Origin of the sequence: Algoriphagus aurantiacus (assembly GCF_035156405.1) — a bacterium.
GTDB lineage: Bacteria > Bacteroidota > Bacteroidia > Cytophagales > Cyclobacteriaceae > Algoriphagus > Algoriphagus aurantiacus.
Genome location: NZ_JAXRUT010000004.1, coordinates 213,091 through 229,252, shown reverse-complemented (window position 1 = coordinate 229,252; position 16,162 = coordinate 213,091). Strand labels below are relative to the sequence as shown.

At 40.6% G+C, this 16,162-nt stretch carries 16 protein-coding genes and 1 pseudogene; 8 read left to right on the top strand and 9 right to left on the bottom strand.

Going from position 1 to position 16,162, the window contains the following annotated elements:
- Window positions 1-79 precede the first annotated feature (79 nt).
- The 3 genes and pseudogenes from SYJ56_RS06170 to SYJ56_RS06160 all read left to right on the top strand — a co-directional run.
- Window positions 80-1,522 (top strand): rubredoxin domain-containing protein, encoded by a 1,443-nt coding sequence (locus tag SYJ56_RS06170; RefSeq protein ID WP_323832764.1) that lies wholly within the window; start codon window positions 80-82, stop codon window positions 1,520-1,522.
- Between the two features lie 156 nt (window positions 1,523-1,678).
- A complete protein-coding gene (locus SYJ56_RS06165) occupies window positions 1,679-1,873 on the top strand; it encodes a hypothetical protein (protein ID WP_323832763.1) in 195 nt (64 codons plus the stop codon).
- A gap of 78 nt (window positions 1,874-1,951) precedes the next feature.
- Window positions 1,952-2,956 (top strand): annotated as a pseudogene (locus tag SYJ56_RS06160) (alginate export family protein); the annotation flags it as partial.
- On the opposite strand, the gene SYJ56_RS06155 reads toward SYJ56_RS06160, so the two are convergent.
- Both SYJ56_RS06155 and SYJ56_RS06150 read right to left on the bottom strand, forming a co-directional pair.
- Window positions 2,953-5,451, bottom strand: coding sequence for a protein-disulfide reductase DsbD family protein (locus tag SYJ56_RS06155; RefSeq protein WP_323832762.1), 2,499 nt, complete (start codon window positions 5,449-5,451; stop codon window positions 2,953-2,955). The pseudogene SYJ56_RS06160 and the gene SYJ56_RS06155 overlap by 4 nt on opposite strands.
- Window positions 5,452-5,499: 48 nt before the next feature.
- On the bottom strand, window positions 5,500-6,885 hold the full coding sequence (locus SYJ56_RS06150; protein WP_323832860.1) for a dipeptidase: 1,386 nt from the start codon (window positions 6,883-6,885) through the stop codon (window positions 5,500-5,502).
- 103 nt (window positions 6,886-6,988) lie between these two features.
- Here SYJ56_RS06150 and SYJ56_RS06145 point away from each other — a divergent pair, with 103 nt between their 5' ends.
- On the top strand, window positions 6,989-7,966 hold the full coding sequence (locus SYJ56_RS06145) for an NADPH:quinone oxidoreductase family protein (protein WP_323832761.1): 978 nt from the start codon (window positions 6,989-6,991) through the stop codon (window positions 7,964-7,966).
- 74 nt (window positions 7,967-8,040) lie between these two features.
- A complete protein-coding gene (locus SYJ56_RS06140; protein WP_323832760.1) occupies window positions 8,041-8,679 on the top strand; it encodes an energy transducer TonB in 639 nt (212 codons plus the stop codon).
- Between the two features lie 72 nt (window positions 8,680-8,751).
- On the opposite strand, the gene SYJ56_RS06135 is transcribed toward SYJ56_RS06140, so the two are convergent.
- The 3 genes from SYJ56_RS06135 to SYJ56_RS06125 are packed head-to-tail and all read right to left on the bottom strand — an operon-like array spanning window position 8,752 to window position 11,805.
- Window positions 8,752-9,186, bottom strand: coding sequence for a MarR family winged helix-turn-helix transcriptional regulator (locus tag SYJ56_RS06135; protein WP_323832759.1), 435 nt, complete (start codon window positions 9,184-9,186; stop codon window positions 8,752-8,754).
- Between the two features lie 60 nt (window positions 9,187-9,246).
- A complete protein-coding gene (locus SYJ56_RS06130; protein ID WP_323832758.1) occupies window positions 9,247-10,464 on the bottom strand; it encodes a redoxin domain-containing protein in 1,218 nt (405 codons plus the stop codon).
- 33 nt (window positions 10,465-10,497) lie between these two features.
- Window positions 10,498-11,805 carry a Gfo/Idh/MocA family protein gene (locus SYJ56_RS06125; protein ID WP_323832757.1) on the bottom strand — a complete coding sequence of 436 codons (1,308 nt, stop codon included), beginning with the start codon at window positions 11,803-11,805 and terminating at the stop codon, window positions 10,498-10,500.
- Between the two features lie 177 nt (window positions 11,806-11,982).
- Here SYJ56_RS06125 and SYJ56_RS06120 point away from each other — a divergent pair, with 177 nt between their 5' ends.
- Window positions 11,983-12,915: a hydrogen peroxide-inducible genes activator gene (locus SYJ56_RS06120; RefSeq protein ID WP_323832756.1), complete on the top strand. Its 933-nt coding sequence runs from the start codon at window positions 11,983-11,985 to the stop codon at window positions 12,913-12,915.
- 3 nt (window positions 12,916-12,918) lie between these two features.
- On the opposite strand, the gene SYJ56_RS06115 is transcribed toward SYJ56_RS06120, so the two are convergent.
- From SYJ56_RS06115 to SYJ56_RS06100, 4 genes are all read right to left on the bottom strand, one after another.
- On the bottom strand, window positions 12,919-13,377 hold the full coding sequence (locus SYJ56_RS06115; protein WP_323832755.1) for a copper resistance protein NlpE: 459 nt from the start codon (window positions 13,375-13,377) through the stop codon (window positions 12,919-12,921).
- A gap of 174 nt (window positions 13,378-13,551) precedes the next feature.
- On the bottom strand, window positions 13,552-14,163 hold the full coding sequence (locus SYJ56_RS06110; RefSeq protein WP_323832754.1) for a hypothetical protein: 612 nt from the start codon (window positions 14,161-14,163) through the stop codon (window positions 13,552-13,554).
- Between the two features lie 111 nt (window positions 14,164-14,274).
- The gene (locus SYJ56_RS06105; RefSeq protein ID WP_323832753.1) at window positions 14,275-14,643 is read right to left on the bottom strand and encodes a VOC family protein; all 369 of its coding nucleotides are present in this window, start codon (window positions 14,641-14,643) and stop codon (window positions 14,275-14,277) included.
- Entirely contained in the window at window positions 14,640-15,092 is a 453-nt protein-coding gene (locus SYJ56_RS06100; RefSeq protein WP_323832752.1) for a DUF1569 domain-containing protein, read from the bottom strand. Before SYJ56_RS06100 ends, SYJ56_RS06105 begins: the two co-directional genes overlap by 4 nt.
- Before the next feature lie 196 nt (window positions 15,093-15,288).
- On the opposite strand from SYJ56_RS06100, the gene SYJ56_RS06095 reads away from it, so the two are divergent.
- Together SYJ56_RS06095 and SYJ56_RS06090 are read left to right on the top strand one after the other, a co-directional pair.
- On the top strand, window positions 15,289-15,864 hold the full coding sequence (locus SYJ56_RS06095) for a hypothetical protein (RefSeq protein ID WP_323832751.1): 576 nt from the start codon (window positions 15,289-15,291) through the stop codon (window positions 15,862-15,864).
- Window positions 15,851-16,138, top strand: a complete 288-nt coding sequence (locus SYJ56_RS06090; protein ID WP_323832750.1) for a winged helix-turn-helix domain-containing protein — start codon at window positions 15,851-15,853, stop codon at window positions 16,136-16,138. The genes SYJ56_RS06095 and SYJ56_RS06090 overlap by 14 nt, the downstream gene beginning before the upstream one ends.
- The last annotated feature ends 24 nt before the right edge of the window (window positions 16,139-16,162 follow it).

Sequence of the window (16,162 nt, the reverse complement as noted above, 5' to 3'; positions counted from 1 at the left end):
CACACAGAGGGATGATTATCCACTGCGAGATTCCTCCCGATAGCTATCGGGATGGCCTTTGAAAGAAAATTATAAACAGATGAAACAGACCTATTCGAGAATAGTGGTGAAAGGCGGAGTGCTATCGCCAGCCGAATTGAAGCAGATTTTGGAATTGGCAGAAAGTGCCGGATTGGACACGATTTCCTTCGGCTCCCGGCAGGATATTCTTTTTATCAAAGAGGATGGTAATCTGCAGATCGATACTCAAGACAAATTTCAATTAGTCTCGCCTGAGGAAATTGGAGCAGAAAACATTGTCTCTTCGTACGTATCGGCAGATATTTTCCCAAATACCCCTTGGCTGACAGGCGATCGATACCTTTATATTTTAGAACAATTTCGTGTTCCGCCTAATCTGAAAATAAACATAACGGATCCCAGGCAGCGATTAGTCCCCCTATTTACTGGTCACTTAAATTTTATCGCCTCCGAGCATGAGGATTATTGGTATTTGTATGTGCGCTTGCCGGAGTGGGAAGATACGATGATGTATCCTGCTCTTATTTACAGTTGGGATATGGCAAAGGTGACTTCAGCTATCGAAGATCTTCTGCAGGAAGAACCAGAGAATGTGGAATTCCTTTTTGAGCTGGTAAATGATGCTGTGGATTCCAATAACAGGACGGTGGATAATCCATTGGAGGTACCTTTTTACCCATTTCCATACTATGAGGGAATCAATCGTGTAGGTGATGACCGTTATTGGCTGGGATTATACTGGAGAAACAACAAGTATTATACAGATTTCCTTAAAGTACTTTGCGATCTCTGTGCAGACAGTCGCATAGGTAAAATCTCCATTACCCCTTGGAAATCCATCATTATTAAAGGAATACCTGAAAATTCAAAAATTGAGTGGGAAAGATTGCTTGGCCGCTATGGAATCAACGTTCGGCACTCTATGCTTGAGCTGAATTGGCACCTTCCGGTCAACAATAAATCGGCTCTCAAGTTGAAGGAATATTTGGTAGAGAACTTTGATAAAAGGGACATCAGTACCTATGGATTGACTTTTGGGATCACAGATTATACCAGAAAAGCATATTATTTCACCTCGATTATTGTGGAGAAAAACCTCCCACCTGCAGATCTGGATGAAATAAAAATCCGCAATACCTACAATTTGCTTTATGCCAAAAACTTCGATCCGAATACACAGCAATACATCGTCTATGTGCAGGAAGTTGATAAAGTCGAATTGCCGGGACTTTTGATTGAGTTGAGTAAGATGTATTTCGAGCAGTTGGGAAAAAAATCAGAACGGTCTAAAAAGCTATACAGCCCTAAAGAAACGATCAAAATAGAAGCTTACCAGTGCGCTGACTGTCTCACCGTGTATGATCCTCAGTATGGGGATTTGGTTCAGAATATTCCCGCGTTGACTCCTTTCGAAGATTTACCTGAAACATATCATTGCTCCTTATGTGAAGCTCCGAAGGCAAAGTTTGCCTTAAAGATATTTGAGAAACAGATTGAATGATTGATAGTCAGTTGGCAGTCACAGTCTCAGTTGGCAGAAAGTATCCGGACTGAAATCCTAAGCATAAAATACTTAGAAATATTACGTACAAAAGATAGATATAATTAAGTATTTATACTTATATTCGTTCGGGTTTAACGTTATCACACTCGAACTATGAAAAGAATTCTAACTCTCGTCTTGCTTTCATTATGTCTTATCAGTCAGCTAAAAGCACAGGAATTTACACTTGACGCAGATATACGTCCACGATTTGAATATCGTCACGGATTTGGAAGCCTCTTTCCTGATAACTCCAAAGCTGCGGCATTTGTCACCCAACGTTCAAGGCTAAATTTGGGCTTTAAGTAAGAAAAATTAAGCCTGTACTTCAGCGTTCAGGATGTAAGCACCTGAGGTGATACACAGCAGCTCAGTGCAACAGATGGCAACAATTCCTTTTCACTATTCCAGGCATGGATCCGCTATGCATTCACTGAAAACTGGGCGTTAAAGCTGGGAAGGCAGACCATTTCCTACGATGATCAGCGGATTTTGGGAGAAGTTGATTGGGCGATGCAAGGAAGGTTTCATGATGCAGCTATGATCCAATATTCCAAAAACAAGTTTAAATTGGACTTGGCATTTGCATACAATCAGGAAACACAGAATACACTCGGTACAGACTACACGATCACAGGTGCATTTTCTTATAAAACTATGCAGATGGCGCATTTGACGAAAACCTGGGATAAAGCTTCCTTCAGCTTTTTGTTTATGAACAACGGTTTTCAAAAATACACCAGCGATCCGGTGCCGCTAACGGACGGTAATTATAACCGACAGACTACCGGAACCTACTTCACTTTTCCACTGGCATTCCTTAATGTAACCGGATCGGCCTATCTGCAAACTGGTATGGCAAATGCCACCACTGATTTATCTGCTTATCAATATATGGTCGAGGCTAAATATAAGCCTGGCAAAGTGGCTTTTATTCTCGGATTTGAATCGCTAAGCGGCACAGATCAGGTTGGCGGGGAAAAGAACAACTCATTCTTCCCGTTGTATGGAACAAACCATAAGTTCAATGGCTATATGGATTACTTTTATGTAGGCAATCATGCAAATAATGTAGGACTAAATGATGTCTATGGAAAGGTGCAAATTCCTACTGGAGAGAAATCAAACATCGCGCTGAATACGCACTATTTCTCTACAAACGCCGATTTGGCGGATGGTCTTGGGACAGGATTAGGAACAGAATTCGATCTTGTTTTCTCTAAAACCATCGCCAAAAACATTAAAATGAATGCGGGCTATTCTCAGCTGTTTGCCACCGATAACATGAGTGAACTCAAGGGAGGAGTAAGCCCTGACAATACGAATAATTGGGGCTGGGTGCAGCTGATCATCAATCCCAGATTACTTTCTTACAATTTTAAGCAGGATTAATTCCCATCCTTAAATCTCTCCTTCGCTCCATCCAAAAACTCAATGAATACCTGAATATCGGTATCGTATCCTTTGGGCTGAGCGAGGAGATTTTCATTATGATCTAAGATCACATAGTATGGTTGTGCATTGTTTTGAAAACGAGTGATCTGGAAATCTGCATTTTGTTTCCCAAGTGTTTTTTTGACTTTGTCGTCGTATTCCGAAGTGTACCATTCACTTTCTGGAAGTTCCAATCGCTCATCGATATACAGGGCCACCATCACGAAATCCTCCTTCAGTCTTTTCAATACCTGTGGATCCACCCAGACATTCTCCTCCATTTTCCTGCAATTCACACAACCGTGACCTGTAAAGTCAATCAGCAGTGGTTTATTCGCTTTTTTGGCTGCTCGCATGGCTTGTTCATAGTCGAAATACCCTTGGATCCCATGAGGAATTTCCAATGGAATGTCGGCATATTTCACAGGTTCACCCAGGATATTCTCCCCAGCTTCGGTCATACTGAGTCCTCCGGTCATTTTGAACTGCTGAGTGGACATGGGAGGAAGGAAACCACTTAGGTATTTTAGCGGAGCGCCAAAAAGTCCTGGAATCATGTAAAGCACAAACATGAAAGTAACTAGGGCCAAAAGCAATCTTGGAACACCTATGGAATCGGATGGAGAATCGTGAGGAAGGCGGATTTTCCCTAGAAGATAAATCCCCAGTCCACTGAAAATAACAATCCAAATAATCAAGAAAATATCACGATCTAGGATTCCCCAATGATAAACCAAGTCAGCCATGGACAAGAATTTGAATGCCAGCGCAAGCTCGAGGAAACCTAATACCACTTTTACAGAGTTCAGCCATCCGCCAGATTTTGGCAGTCGATTCATCCATTCCGGAAAAATGGCAAATAGTGTAAAAGGGATCGCGAAGGCCAGTGAAAAGGCAAACATACCCAAGATAGGCTTAAGCAATTCACCTCCCGCCGAAGAGATCAAAATTGAACCTACAATAGGGCCCGTGCAGGAAAAGGAGACTAATACCAAGGTAAATGCCATAAAGAAAATACCTGTCAATCCTCCTTTTTCTGCTTTCTCATCTACCTTATTAACCAATCCTGAAGGTAGGGTAATCTCGAACATACCAAGAAAAGCCAGTGCGAAGAAGATAAATATTCCAAAGAAAAAGAGATTTGGAAGCCAATGTGTGGCCAACCAGTTGGCGAACTCAGGACCTTGAATAGCTGCTACTGCAGTTCCTGCTATGGTATAAATAGCAATGATGGAAAAACCATAAATGATAGCATTCCTTATTCCTGCGGCTTTGCTACCTGCACGACCTGTGAAAAAGCTCACCGTCATAGGAATCATAGGAAAAACGCATGGAGTCAGTAAGGCCGCCAAACCGGCAAGGAATGCCAGAACCATAAAGCCCCAAAGCGATTCATTTTCCTGGATTGGGACAATCTCAATGGATGAATCGGTCTTTTCTACTCCAACTTCATTAAATAGATTTTCATCGCTGTCAGCTGAATCAGTTGTCGGGTTAGACGAATTTAAATGAAAAGTAATTTCAAACTCCTCCTCATAGGGTGGAGTGCATTTTCCGGTTACATCATTACACATCTGATATTCTAATGTACCTTGAATGGTGCCTGATTCTGTTTTTAGGAGGATTGCCTGTTCAAACCTCCCTTTTCCCATGAAATACTTGACATCACCTTCCCAGGTATCATCGTACTTTGTCTTGGAATCAATGGCTTTGAAATCACCTTTTAACTCATAACCCTCTGGCTTATCCAACTTCAATGTCGCCAAAATAGGTCCGAGTTTCGGATCAAAATCATTGGTATAAATATACCAGCCAATTGGAATTTGTGCCTCGAACACCAAAGTAACTTCTTCACCTTGCACCAGATTAATTGGCTCGATGGAAATAGTCCATTTTGGTGGAGCGATAATCCCTTGTTGTTCTGCTTCCTGTTGTCCTGCTTCTCCAGAAGCCGGACTGTTTGTTTTTTTCTTTGCTGTAAAAGCTAACAGAATATCTTCTTCATAATTGACGCATTGACCTGTCAAGTCAGAGCACATTTGATATTCTATTAACCCAGTAATTCTCCCGTTGGCTGTCTTAGGAATTAATGTCTGTTCAAACCTCCCTTTGCCCATAAAATACTTGATATCTCCTTCCCAGACATCCTCGTACTTTTTCTTGGAATCAATGGCTGTGAAGTCACCTTTTAACTCATAACCCTCTGGTTTATCCAACTTCAAAGTCGCCAAAATAGGCCCAAGATCCGGATCAAAATCATTGGCATATATATACCAGCCAATTGGAATTTGTGCCTCGAATACCAAAGTAGCTGCTTCACCTTGCATCAGATTAGTTGGCTCGATGGAAATAGTCCATTTTGGTGGAGCGATAATTTGTGCTTTGGCGTAGAAACTGAAGAAAAGCAATGCCAGTAGCAGTAGTTTTCCTGATTTTCCTTGGGCTTTAGTCATGAAGCTGGGTTGCAGATGAGATGGGAATTAATAGCAATAAGAGATTTATTACTCGCTGAGCTTTTTAAACTGACGGAAGAAAGCAGCAATGGTTTCTATTCCTATAAAGTAATTTTTTACACCATAATGTTCATTGGGAGAATGCAATGCATCCGTATCCAATCCAAAACCAAATAAAATCGGATCAGAACCCAATTCCTTCTGGAACAGCGCAACGATAGGAATAGATCCACCTTCACGTGTAGGAATCGGTCTTTTCCCAAAAGTCTCCTCCATCGCAGCTTCAGCAGCCTTATATCCAACAGAAGAATCAGAAACTACCGCTGGCGCTCCTCCATGATGTGCACGGACTTTCACCTTTACGGATTTGGGAGCGATAGACTTGAAGTAATTTTCAAACAATTCTGAGATCTCATGCCAATCCTGATCCGGAACAAGTCTCATTGATATTTTTGCATGGGCTTTGGAAGGCAAAACAGTCTTCGCTCCTTCTCCTATATATCCGCCCCAGATGCCGTTCACATCAAGCGTAGGGCGAATGCCTACTCGCTCGATGGTTGTATAGCCTTTTTCTCCATGTACCGCATCGATATCCAGTTTATCTTGATATTCATTAAGATCAAATGGAGCTTCGTTCAGTCGTTCTCTTTGCGCAGCAGCAAGCTCCTGCACTTTGTCATAGAATCCAGGAATAGTAATGTGATCGTTTTCATCTTTCATAGATGCAATCATATCACACAGCACATTGATCGGATTGGCTACAGCTCCTCCATAGGTACCTGAGTGCAAATCCCGGTTTGAACCGGTAACTTCCACCTCCATATAAGCCATACCACGAAGGCCGACCGTGATGGAAGGATCTTGCATGGAGATCATATGAGTATCAGAAATCAGGATGACATCAGCGGTTAATTTCTCTCTATTTTCGATGACGAATTTATCAAGATTGTCAGATCCGACTTCCTCTTCCCCTTCAATCATAAATTTGACATTACACGGCAAATCCCCTGAAGCCATCATTGCTTCAAATGCTTTCACATACATGTAAAACTGGCCTTTGTCGTCAGCAGATCCACGTGCAAAAATCGCCCCCTCAGGATGGATTTTAGTCTTTTTGATGACCGGCTCAAAAGGCGGTGAGTCCCACAGCTCATAGGGATCGGCAGGCTGCACGTCATAATGTCCATACACCAAAACCGTCTTTAGTGCAGGATCGACGATTTTCTCTCCGTAAACTATCGGATAGCCCTTGGTTTGGCAGATTTCCACTACATCTGCACCTGCTTTTTCCAGACTCTCTTTCACAAAATTGGCTGCTGCAAAAACATCATCTTTGAATTTTGGGTCAGCGCTTACTGAAGGAATGCGGAGTAAATCCAATAATTCATTGAGAAAGCGATCTTTATTATCGCGGATAAAATCATTAACAGCCATATATCTAGGGATTAGTTGGTAAAGGCTCAAAATTATCCTTTTAAGCATGAAATGCCTATTTTATCCCTAATTTTCAACACTACAAAAACCAACTTATTAAGTTATGCAAGCAATGATTTGCGAAGAGTTCGGCTCATTGGAGAATTTAAAATTGGGAGAATTGCCTGATCCAAAGCCTGAAAAAAATCAAGTTTTGATTAAAGTGGCCTTATGTGGAGTTAGTTACCCTGACTTGCTGATCATCCAAAACAAGTATCAATTTAAGCCGGAACTTCCATATTCTCCAGGTGGTGAAGTTGTAGGGGAAATTATTGAGTTAGGTGATAATGTAGGAAACCTCCAAGTGGGTGATCGTGTGCTGGCACTATGTCGCTGGGGAGGTTTTGCGGAAAAAGTAGCGGTGGATATTGATCGAATTTTTGTGTTACCTGATGGTATTTCTTCAGAAGTTGCGGCAAGTTCTCTGTATTCGTTTAGTACATCTTATCATGCGTTGAAAGACCGGGCTAATCTTCTCAAAGGAGAAACCTTACTTGTGCTAGGAGCAGCAGGAGCAATCGGTTTGGCAGCTCTAGAATTGGGAAAAGCCATGGGAGCAAAAGTTATTGCAGCAGCCTCTTCGAATGAAAAATTAGCTCTATGCATAAGTAAAGGAGCAGATGAGACAATCAATTATGAAAGTGAAGACCTGAAAAACCGAATCAAGGAACTTACCAATGGAACCGGGGTGGATGTGGTTTTGGATCCTGTTGGTGGAAACTATACAGAGCCTGCTCTTAGAGGAATTGCGTGGAAAGGGCGCTATTTAATTATAGGTTTTGCAAATGGAGAAATCCCTCAAATCCCTATGAATTTGCCTTTGCTTAAGGGCTGTGCTATTGTTGGTGTATTTTGGGGTAATTTTTTGAAAAAAGAAGCTGAACTGAACAGGAATAATATGAATCAACTGTATCAGTGGTTAGAAGACGGAAAAATATCGGGTCAACCGGTCCAAGAATATGAGCTGAAAAATGCGAAAAATGCCCTATTAGCCCTTCAGCAAAGACAAACCTTTTCTAAAGGACTTGTACGAATCATTTGAGTATTTAACTAAACATTATTTCATTTTTTGCGTAACCTCTACTGTTTCAGAAATTATAATTTACCTAGTCAATTATGCTTAGAAGTCTCCTTTTGCTATGTTCATTTTTAGTCACATTATTCTCCCATGGTCAAACTCCATTTAATCCAGAGACGGAATCGGATTTTGTAAAAGCTACTTATTTACAAGGTAATTTGGTAAGCATTCTGGGACAGGATTTTATTTATCCTGAAGATGCCGCTGCAAATGGCACCCAAGGGGATGTTATTTATCTTCTCAAAATAGATCAAACGGGTAAATTGGTTTCATACGAAGCAAAGGAGCGGATTTCAGATGAACTTGCGAAACAAGCTAGAGAAAGTATTGAAGCATTGACGGGATCATGGACTCCAAGTAAATTACATGGAAAGCCCGTTGATCGAGGTTATTTACTGGTTTTCAGTTACAAAATCTTTTATAATGCCTTGCCACTTGACTATCATGCTATGACCAAAAAATTTGAAGAAAAAGGGAAGCTTGAAAAAGCAGTGAGGACCTATGATGATGCAATTAAGAATTACCCCTTCAATCCTGTTTATTATACCATGCGAGCAAAGTTCAAAAAAGAATTAGGCGATGAGGAAGGGGCAAAAGAGGATCAACTTATGGCTGATAAAATGAATATGGAAGTTTTAGCAGTGGTAGAAATTGCTCAATCGCAAAGCGTTAGATAATAAAGTAGAAATTACAGACATGGCTTGCTTTTGACATAGCCTGAAATCTCAAATGTTTTAAGGTTTTCCATTTTAGTCTGTGCCTTTAAGTGATTTAATGCTTTCTAACATTGCTTCAAGAGACTGGTTTAAGTCGGTTAGGTTTATTTCTGAATTCTCAATGAATTTTTCGTTTAAGGGACTGAGAGCTTCTTCAACTTTTGTTTGTAGTGATTTGCCAGGATATGTTAATTCCGCACGTACAGTTCTTTCATCAGCTTCCCCTCGTTGTCTTTTCACATAATTCATAGCCTCAAGTTTTTTCAACAAGGGAGTCAATGTACCTGAGTCAAGATGAAGACGTTTACCTATTTCGTTGACTTTAAGCCCATCATCTTCCCATAATACTGAGAGCACAAGAAACTGTGGATAAGTCAAATTCAGCTCATTCAACTCCTTTTGAATAAGCTGAATAAGTAATCTAGAACTTGAATAAAGTGAGAGCGAAAGCTGATGAATTTGTGACATAGGTATTCAATTAAGATTTTATACAATTTAACTGTATAATCTTAAATAGGAATCATTCTGTCAGTAATACCTTCCAATCATCGGATGATCAACAATCTGCCGTTTGAGTTCATTCGCATCAATGGTACCGGGAACCCGATAAGCTATTTCTCCGCCTGGCTCTATGAGTAAAGTAATTGGTAAACTCCCATCCCATTCCTTTCCGACCACATTGATTACTTTATATTTATCTTCTGTGTCCATGATATAGTTTGGAAGGGCTGATGCTTTGCCCTTAAGGAATTTGAGCGCTTTTTCAGATTGATCTGGGCTGTCCATGCTTATGGAAACAAACTGGAAATCGCGCTCCCCATACATTCGCTGAATGGTGACAAATTCTGGATATTCAATAATGCATGGTCCGCACCAAGTGGCCCAAAAATTTACCAAGAGCAATTCATCCGTGTCATTTTTCAAAAGATCTGCTAAGCCATCGGGTGAAAGCTTTTCGATAGCTACTTCTTTTTCTTTCCAGGCTTTGTTGGTTTTGATCGTGTACTCATTTTTCCATGCCCATTTCATCGAGCATCCAAAAGCTGGGGTTTGGGCTTCAGCCTCTGGAAGACTTTCCCCCGTTAAAGTCAAATCAATTGCTTTTCTCAGATCTTCAGCGTTGGCAGTTCCAGGTTTTTCAGAAGCATCTATTCTACCGGAATAGCTAAGTTTTCTTTCCTTATCAAAAACGAAAACATGTGGGGTTGCTGTAGGCCCATAGGCCAAGGAGAATTCATGCGTATCCCCGTCATACAGGTACGGGAAATTGTAAGATTTATCCTTCGCTCTGATTTTCATTTCCTCAAAGGTGTCACTGAGATCAGTATAACCCAGTTCTTCTGGAAGAATACCAATCGGGCTATTGGAAGAGATCGCTATAAAAGCGACTTTTTGATCTTTGTAATCATCCACCACCTCAATAAATCTGTCTTCATATGCCTGTGCTGTGGGACAGTGATTGCAGGTGAAGTTGATGACGAGCACGTCTGCATCAGCGTAGTCTTCCAGCATGTGGAATTTATCATCAATTCCCGGCAGATTGAATGGAGGTGCCTGGTCACCAATTGCCAATTTCCCAATAGGTTGCTCCTCCACCACAAGTGGATTGGATACAAATACTGCGTCTGGTGCTACTTCTGACGTGCTTTCAACATTTCCCTTGGGAGTATTTGTGCACTGGCTAAGCAAGAGCGTTACTCCCAAGATAGCCTCGAATAATAAGACTAATTTCAATTTAGAGTTCATAGGTTTTCAGGGTTTTAGGTCAAATTTGGCGTACTAGCTTTTCAATGAATAGCCATGTTGGTAGGTATAATGAAGCTTGGAATTGGCTTCCCAATCATTTTCAAATACTTGTGCGACAGGGTCCCATTTAAGAGGTCTGCCTAATTCATGTGCGATGTTTCCAATAGTACAAACGGTACAAGAACTATGACCAATTTCGACTGGGACAACCGGGTCTTTTCGCTTCACAACAGCATCAATAAAATCTACATGGTGAGCTCCATACCCCAGTTCATCATCGGAGAATTTTCGCTCACAGGCTTGCAAATCCGTGTCGTACTGTCCTCTGGAAACTTTAATCCAGCCTTTATCCCCCAGGAATTTTACTCCTTGCCTTCCTTCCTCAAAAGGAGCAATAATCATTTCGACTCCATTGGCGTACTTATATGTCAAAGGCGTGGTATCGGTACCAGGAATAACCTCCACGGGACCATTTCTATCCATACCAAGTCCCCACTGAGCAATGTCAATCATATGGGCTCCCCAGTCAGTCATCAGTCCGCCGCCTGTTTCTTTGAACCATCTCCATGCCCCCCAGACTTTCTCATTCTGCTCAGGCTTTAGGCTAATTGGAGGATTTAATTCTTCATTATAATGTATATCAGGTAGTGGTCCGACCCAAGTTTTCCAGTCTAACCCAGCGGGAACCGGCTGAATCGGCAAATCATAAGGTTTGGGGTGGGGAGGTGTCCCTACGTTGACCAACACTTGCTTGATGTTGCCCAGCATTCCTTTTTGAACCATTCGCGCAGCATGTTGGAAATTTGCACCCGATCGCTGCATGCTTCCTACTGCTAGGACAGTTCCATTTGAGCGAACTGCCTTAACTAATTCCTGACCTTCATGAATGGTGAAGGTGAGGGGTTTTTCCAAGTAAATGTCTTTGCCTGCATTACAGGCATCGATTGCCATCATTGCATGCCAGTGATCAGGTGAAGCTATCACCACCGCATCTACTTCTGGATCTGAAAGCATCTCTTTGTAGTCCGCATAAACGTTTAGTGCCGGAGCTTCTCTTTTTGCGTCAGCATATTGTTTCGCCACCCGTTCTTTGAATCTATCCAACTTAATTTCATAGATATCTGCACCTGCTACCACATCTACGATTGGGTTTTTCATCATGTTGCTAAGTAAACCCATGGCTTGGCGTCCCACTCCGATGAAGCCAAGCCGGATTTTGGAAGAATCAGCAATTGCAGTAGTACTTTTACCAAAGCTTAGAGTAGGAATAGCACCAAGGCCGACTGTACTTAGAATGGAAGCACTTAAAAACTTCCTTCGGGAAAAATTTGATTTGCTCATTACAAGAGGTATTGGGTTTATGAATGGGTCATTTGTTTTTAGTGAAATAAAGTACTGATTTTCTGAGCCATTGAAAAATATTCAAGTAGCTATTTGACTAAAGGTGTTTGCTGGCTTTCATTTAGAAGGAAACTCTTGCGAGGAATTTTTACTTTTATCAAAGAGAAGCTTAATCTTATGACGATCCAACAACTAGAGTATCTTATTGCTGTCGATAAACACCGACATTTTGGCCATGCGGCGGAAAGCTGTTTTGTAACACAACCTACTCTAAGTGCTCAGCTCAGCAAGCTGGAGCGTGACTTGGGTGTTATCCTTTTTGATCGAAGTAAAATGCCTGTGATCCCCACCGAAATGGGTGTGCACATCATCAAGCAAGCCAAGAAAGTTGTATCAGAGAGTAAGGGGATTTTTGAATTGGTCGCTGATATGAAAGGAGATATTTCAGGGTTGATTAAGCTGGGAATAATTCCTACCCTTGCACCCTACTTGTTGCATTTGTTCATTCGAAAATTCTTGGAGAAATACCCTAATGTAAAGTTGGAAGTACAGGAAATGATTACCGAAGAAGTGGTAAAAAAGCTGAAAAATGACGAATTGGATCTTGGGATAATTGTAACTCCTTTGCACGAATCAGGCATTGTGGAGAAACCCATGTTTTATGAGAAGTTTTTCGCCTATTTGTCCAAAGATCACCCTTTACTTGAGGAATCTGTGTTCCATCCTGAGAAAGTACTCAAGGAGGATTTTTGGGTACTGCAGCAAGGTCACTGCTTCCGGGATCAGGTGCTCAATCTCTGTGATCAAAGCCTGAGTGGTCCAAAGAATTTTCACTACGAAAGTGGCTCTCTGGAAGGCTTGAAAAACATGGTTAATCGATATAAAGGAGTAACTCTTTTACCTGAGCTGGCAACATTGGAACTTTCAGAAGAAGAAAAAAGCCGGTTAAGACCGTTCGATGGAATTGCTCCTACACGGGAAGTGAGCATTATTTTAAACCGAAGTTTCCTAAAACAAAAACTAGTAGAGTTATTATTCAAGGAAATTTCAGATTCCATTCCCCAAGAAATGACTTCCAGGGCCCATGGCAAAATCGTACGGTTTAAATAAGAATTATTTTTTGGTAAGGATGTAATGATCTGCCAAGTCTCCCGTAATCATATTCCCTTCCATGTCGAGTTGCCAAATCCGGTTTTCACCTACTTTATATTGAGTAGGACCTTGAGCTACTTTTTCCAGAGTAATAATAGAGCCAGTTTTATCCCAGGCAAATGAGCCGGTGTTTTCTTGTTCCAATGCATCGTTTCTTCCTAAATAATGGGTGACTAGTTTATAGGTAAGATCAGTGTTGAGTGTCAGGGTTGTTTCTATTCCTTCGCAGCTTGCACAAGGTACAGTGCCTTTGTAGGTTCCGTTCCAGTCCAAAGAAGTGGCGGAATTGTCCGATTTATATAGTATGTTTTCCTCAGTGCTGATTTCTTCTTGAGCCTGCACTTTTTCTTCTGGGTTAGAGCAGGAAGTAGCTGTGGCCAGTGATGCTAAAAGGCTAATCGTGATTAGGGTTTTGTTCATGTTTTTAAATTCCTGATTACTTCCACCAAAAACATCAACAATCAGACCGAATAGGAGCCATACTGAAAGTTTAGCCCCTTTTAGGCAAGTCTTAAATTGTAATTTAAAGCAATACAATAAAAAAAGGAGATGGTCTTGACCACCTCCTTCCAATTTTTTTTTAAATGTAATTATTTAAAGGGATTTTGGCCCCATAGGCCCGTAACCTACAATTACTATTTCAGTCAACATTTTGTCCTTTATGAATTTAGCTTGATTCAAATCCAAGTCCGAAAGTAATTGTTTTCCGTTTTGTGCAAAGATCTCCGCTCTGTTATTGAGGAGTTTTGGTGAATATGGATTTTCTTCCAATGCCAAATTGACAGTCTCAAGTGGCGTTATTGGCTTCGCGTCTTCAGATGATTTGATAAAAGGATTTGGAGGAAACTGGGAACCTGAAGTCATTTTAAAATCAAAGCTCATGAGGTATTCTTGCCCAAAGCTTTTGCCTTCCAAAAATGAAGGATTCCACTTTTCCTTTAGAAGACTCATCGTTCTATTTATTTCACCTTCGAATGCCGGATCCCCCGAAATAAAATCAATTTCCCCTGTCATATAGCCAGCTTTATCTATTTGGAGGGAAATAACCACCGGACCCATTGTACCTGTTTCCCTCAATTCTGTAGGATATTTAAGGGTCTTGGAAAGAAATCTATTCATCTCGTCAAGAGAACCCGATTCTTGAGCATAAGTACCACTGGTGCTAAAAAGAAAAACTAGGAGGAATAATGCAGATAATTTTTTCATAGAGCTTTTTTGGTTAAAGAGTTAAAGAATTTAATCTACTGACTATGAACGGAGTAAAAAATAAAATGTTCCAAAAAAATTAGTTTTCATTTACTTTTTAATAGCTTCAAATTACTTGAATATCCCAAAATGCCAGAGATTGCCAGCTGGATCATGAAGGAAAAACTCATTGCCCCAGTCGTTATGTTGAATCGTGCTCAGTTTGGTGCCGGGAAATTTATCCGGTAATCCTAGAACTTTGATTGCCTCCCAATAAGATTCAAGATCTTGCTCGATCTCGAGAAAAATCATGGAATTCTCGCACCAGGATTTCAAATAGGCATCTTGAAGATAGAAAGCAATCTTTTCAGAAACTCTCACTAAAGACATCTTGTCGCCAACAGGCTTCACTTCAAAACCTAATACTTGATAGAAGCGAATGCTTTCTTCATAATTTTTGGCACCAATAAAAGTACGAATAGACTTTGCTGGATGAATCATACACCGAATTGGGTTAAATGGTGATCGAGATGTTTATAGAATAGAGTATTCCATTCTTCTGCAGTAAGCGGACCAAAAGAAAGAGACTCTTTCCCTTCAAAATATGGGATGCCTAAGTCACGTGTTTTTTCTAAATAGCCTATCAGACGCTCCTTTTCCGTTTTGAAATCTTTACGCTCGGCAATGATAAAAGCAGGAGCTGTTCGAGCATTTCTAGGATAAGGCTTATCATTTACCACCCCGTTTTTCACAAAGGTTTTCAAAATGAATCTCATAAAGGCATTTGGTTTGGAATGCTTATCGGTATAGACCATCTCATATGCTACAGAGCAATGCGCAAGCATTTGATCTACGCGCATGATTCCCCAGCGAGGCGTAGTCTCTGGGGTCAGCTTATTTATTCGGTCGATAAGCTCTTGCGTAATCTGAGGGTGAAAAATATTTTTCATGGCTTGACATCAAAAGTGTTGAATATTGAAGATAAGAAAATGAACTCAAAATGAGTTTTCCAAGAGTTACTAATTTATCACTGGATCAAAATCTAGTCACTTGGCAGGCCAAGCCAGATAATTAGAAAATTAAAAAAATTTGGTTTATAATATAAACCTATTTACATTTATATCATTAAGCTATTAATGTACAACTATGGAAAAAGAACTGACTAGTAAAGAATCCTTAGCGATTATTACAGATATGATAGCTAAGGCAAAAAAAGAAGCTGCTGGAGATGGAAGTTTCCATTTACTGCTTTGGGGATGGGTGATTTCGATTTGCAGTCTTGGCTTTTATGCACTTGAGAAAGCAAACTATGAGCATCCATATTACATCTGGGTTTTAGTTTTGCCAGCTATTTTTTTCGGTTTTTTCTGGAGTTATAATAAGAAAAGTACCGCGAAAATCAGAACTCATCTCGACCAGGTATTGAATCAAGTTTGGTTAGCGGTATTTATCGGAATCATTATAATCCTGGGATTTATGCCAGTACTGGGATTTAATCATAATCCCGTGATTTTGATTTTGGCTGCTATCGGAATGTTCGCCACAGGGAGTTTGATCAGAGTTTCCATGGTGAAGTTTGGTGCGCTGGTTTTGGCTATTTCCTCCATTATAGCCTTCCAAGTCCCTGTGTCAGATCAGTATTTAGTTGCAGGCATTGCCATGGTTTTAGGATATCTAGTGCCTGGTTATTATTTGAAAAAGACCTATCGTGAGCGAATTTAAACCTTTAGACCCCCTTTTACATTCCCAACTTCGCTTAGCCGTAATGTCGCTTTTAATCAGTGTGGAGTCTGCTGAATTCACATTTCTGAAAGAGAAAACAGAATCAACCGCCGGCAACCTTAGCGTACAGCTGGACAAGCTCGAAAAAGCAGGATACTTAGAAATTGTAAAATCATTTCGGGGAAAGCGACCCCTGACGACAGCCAAAATTACTGCACATGGAATTAGGGCTTTTGAAGATTACGTATTAGCGCTTAAAAATTACATCACATAAAAAAATTTGAAAATTTAGTTTACA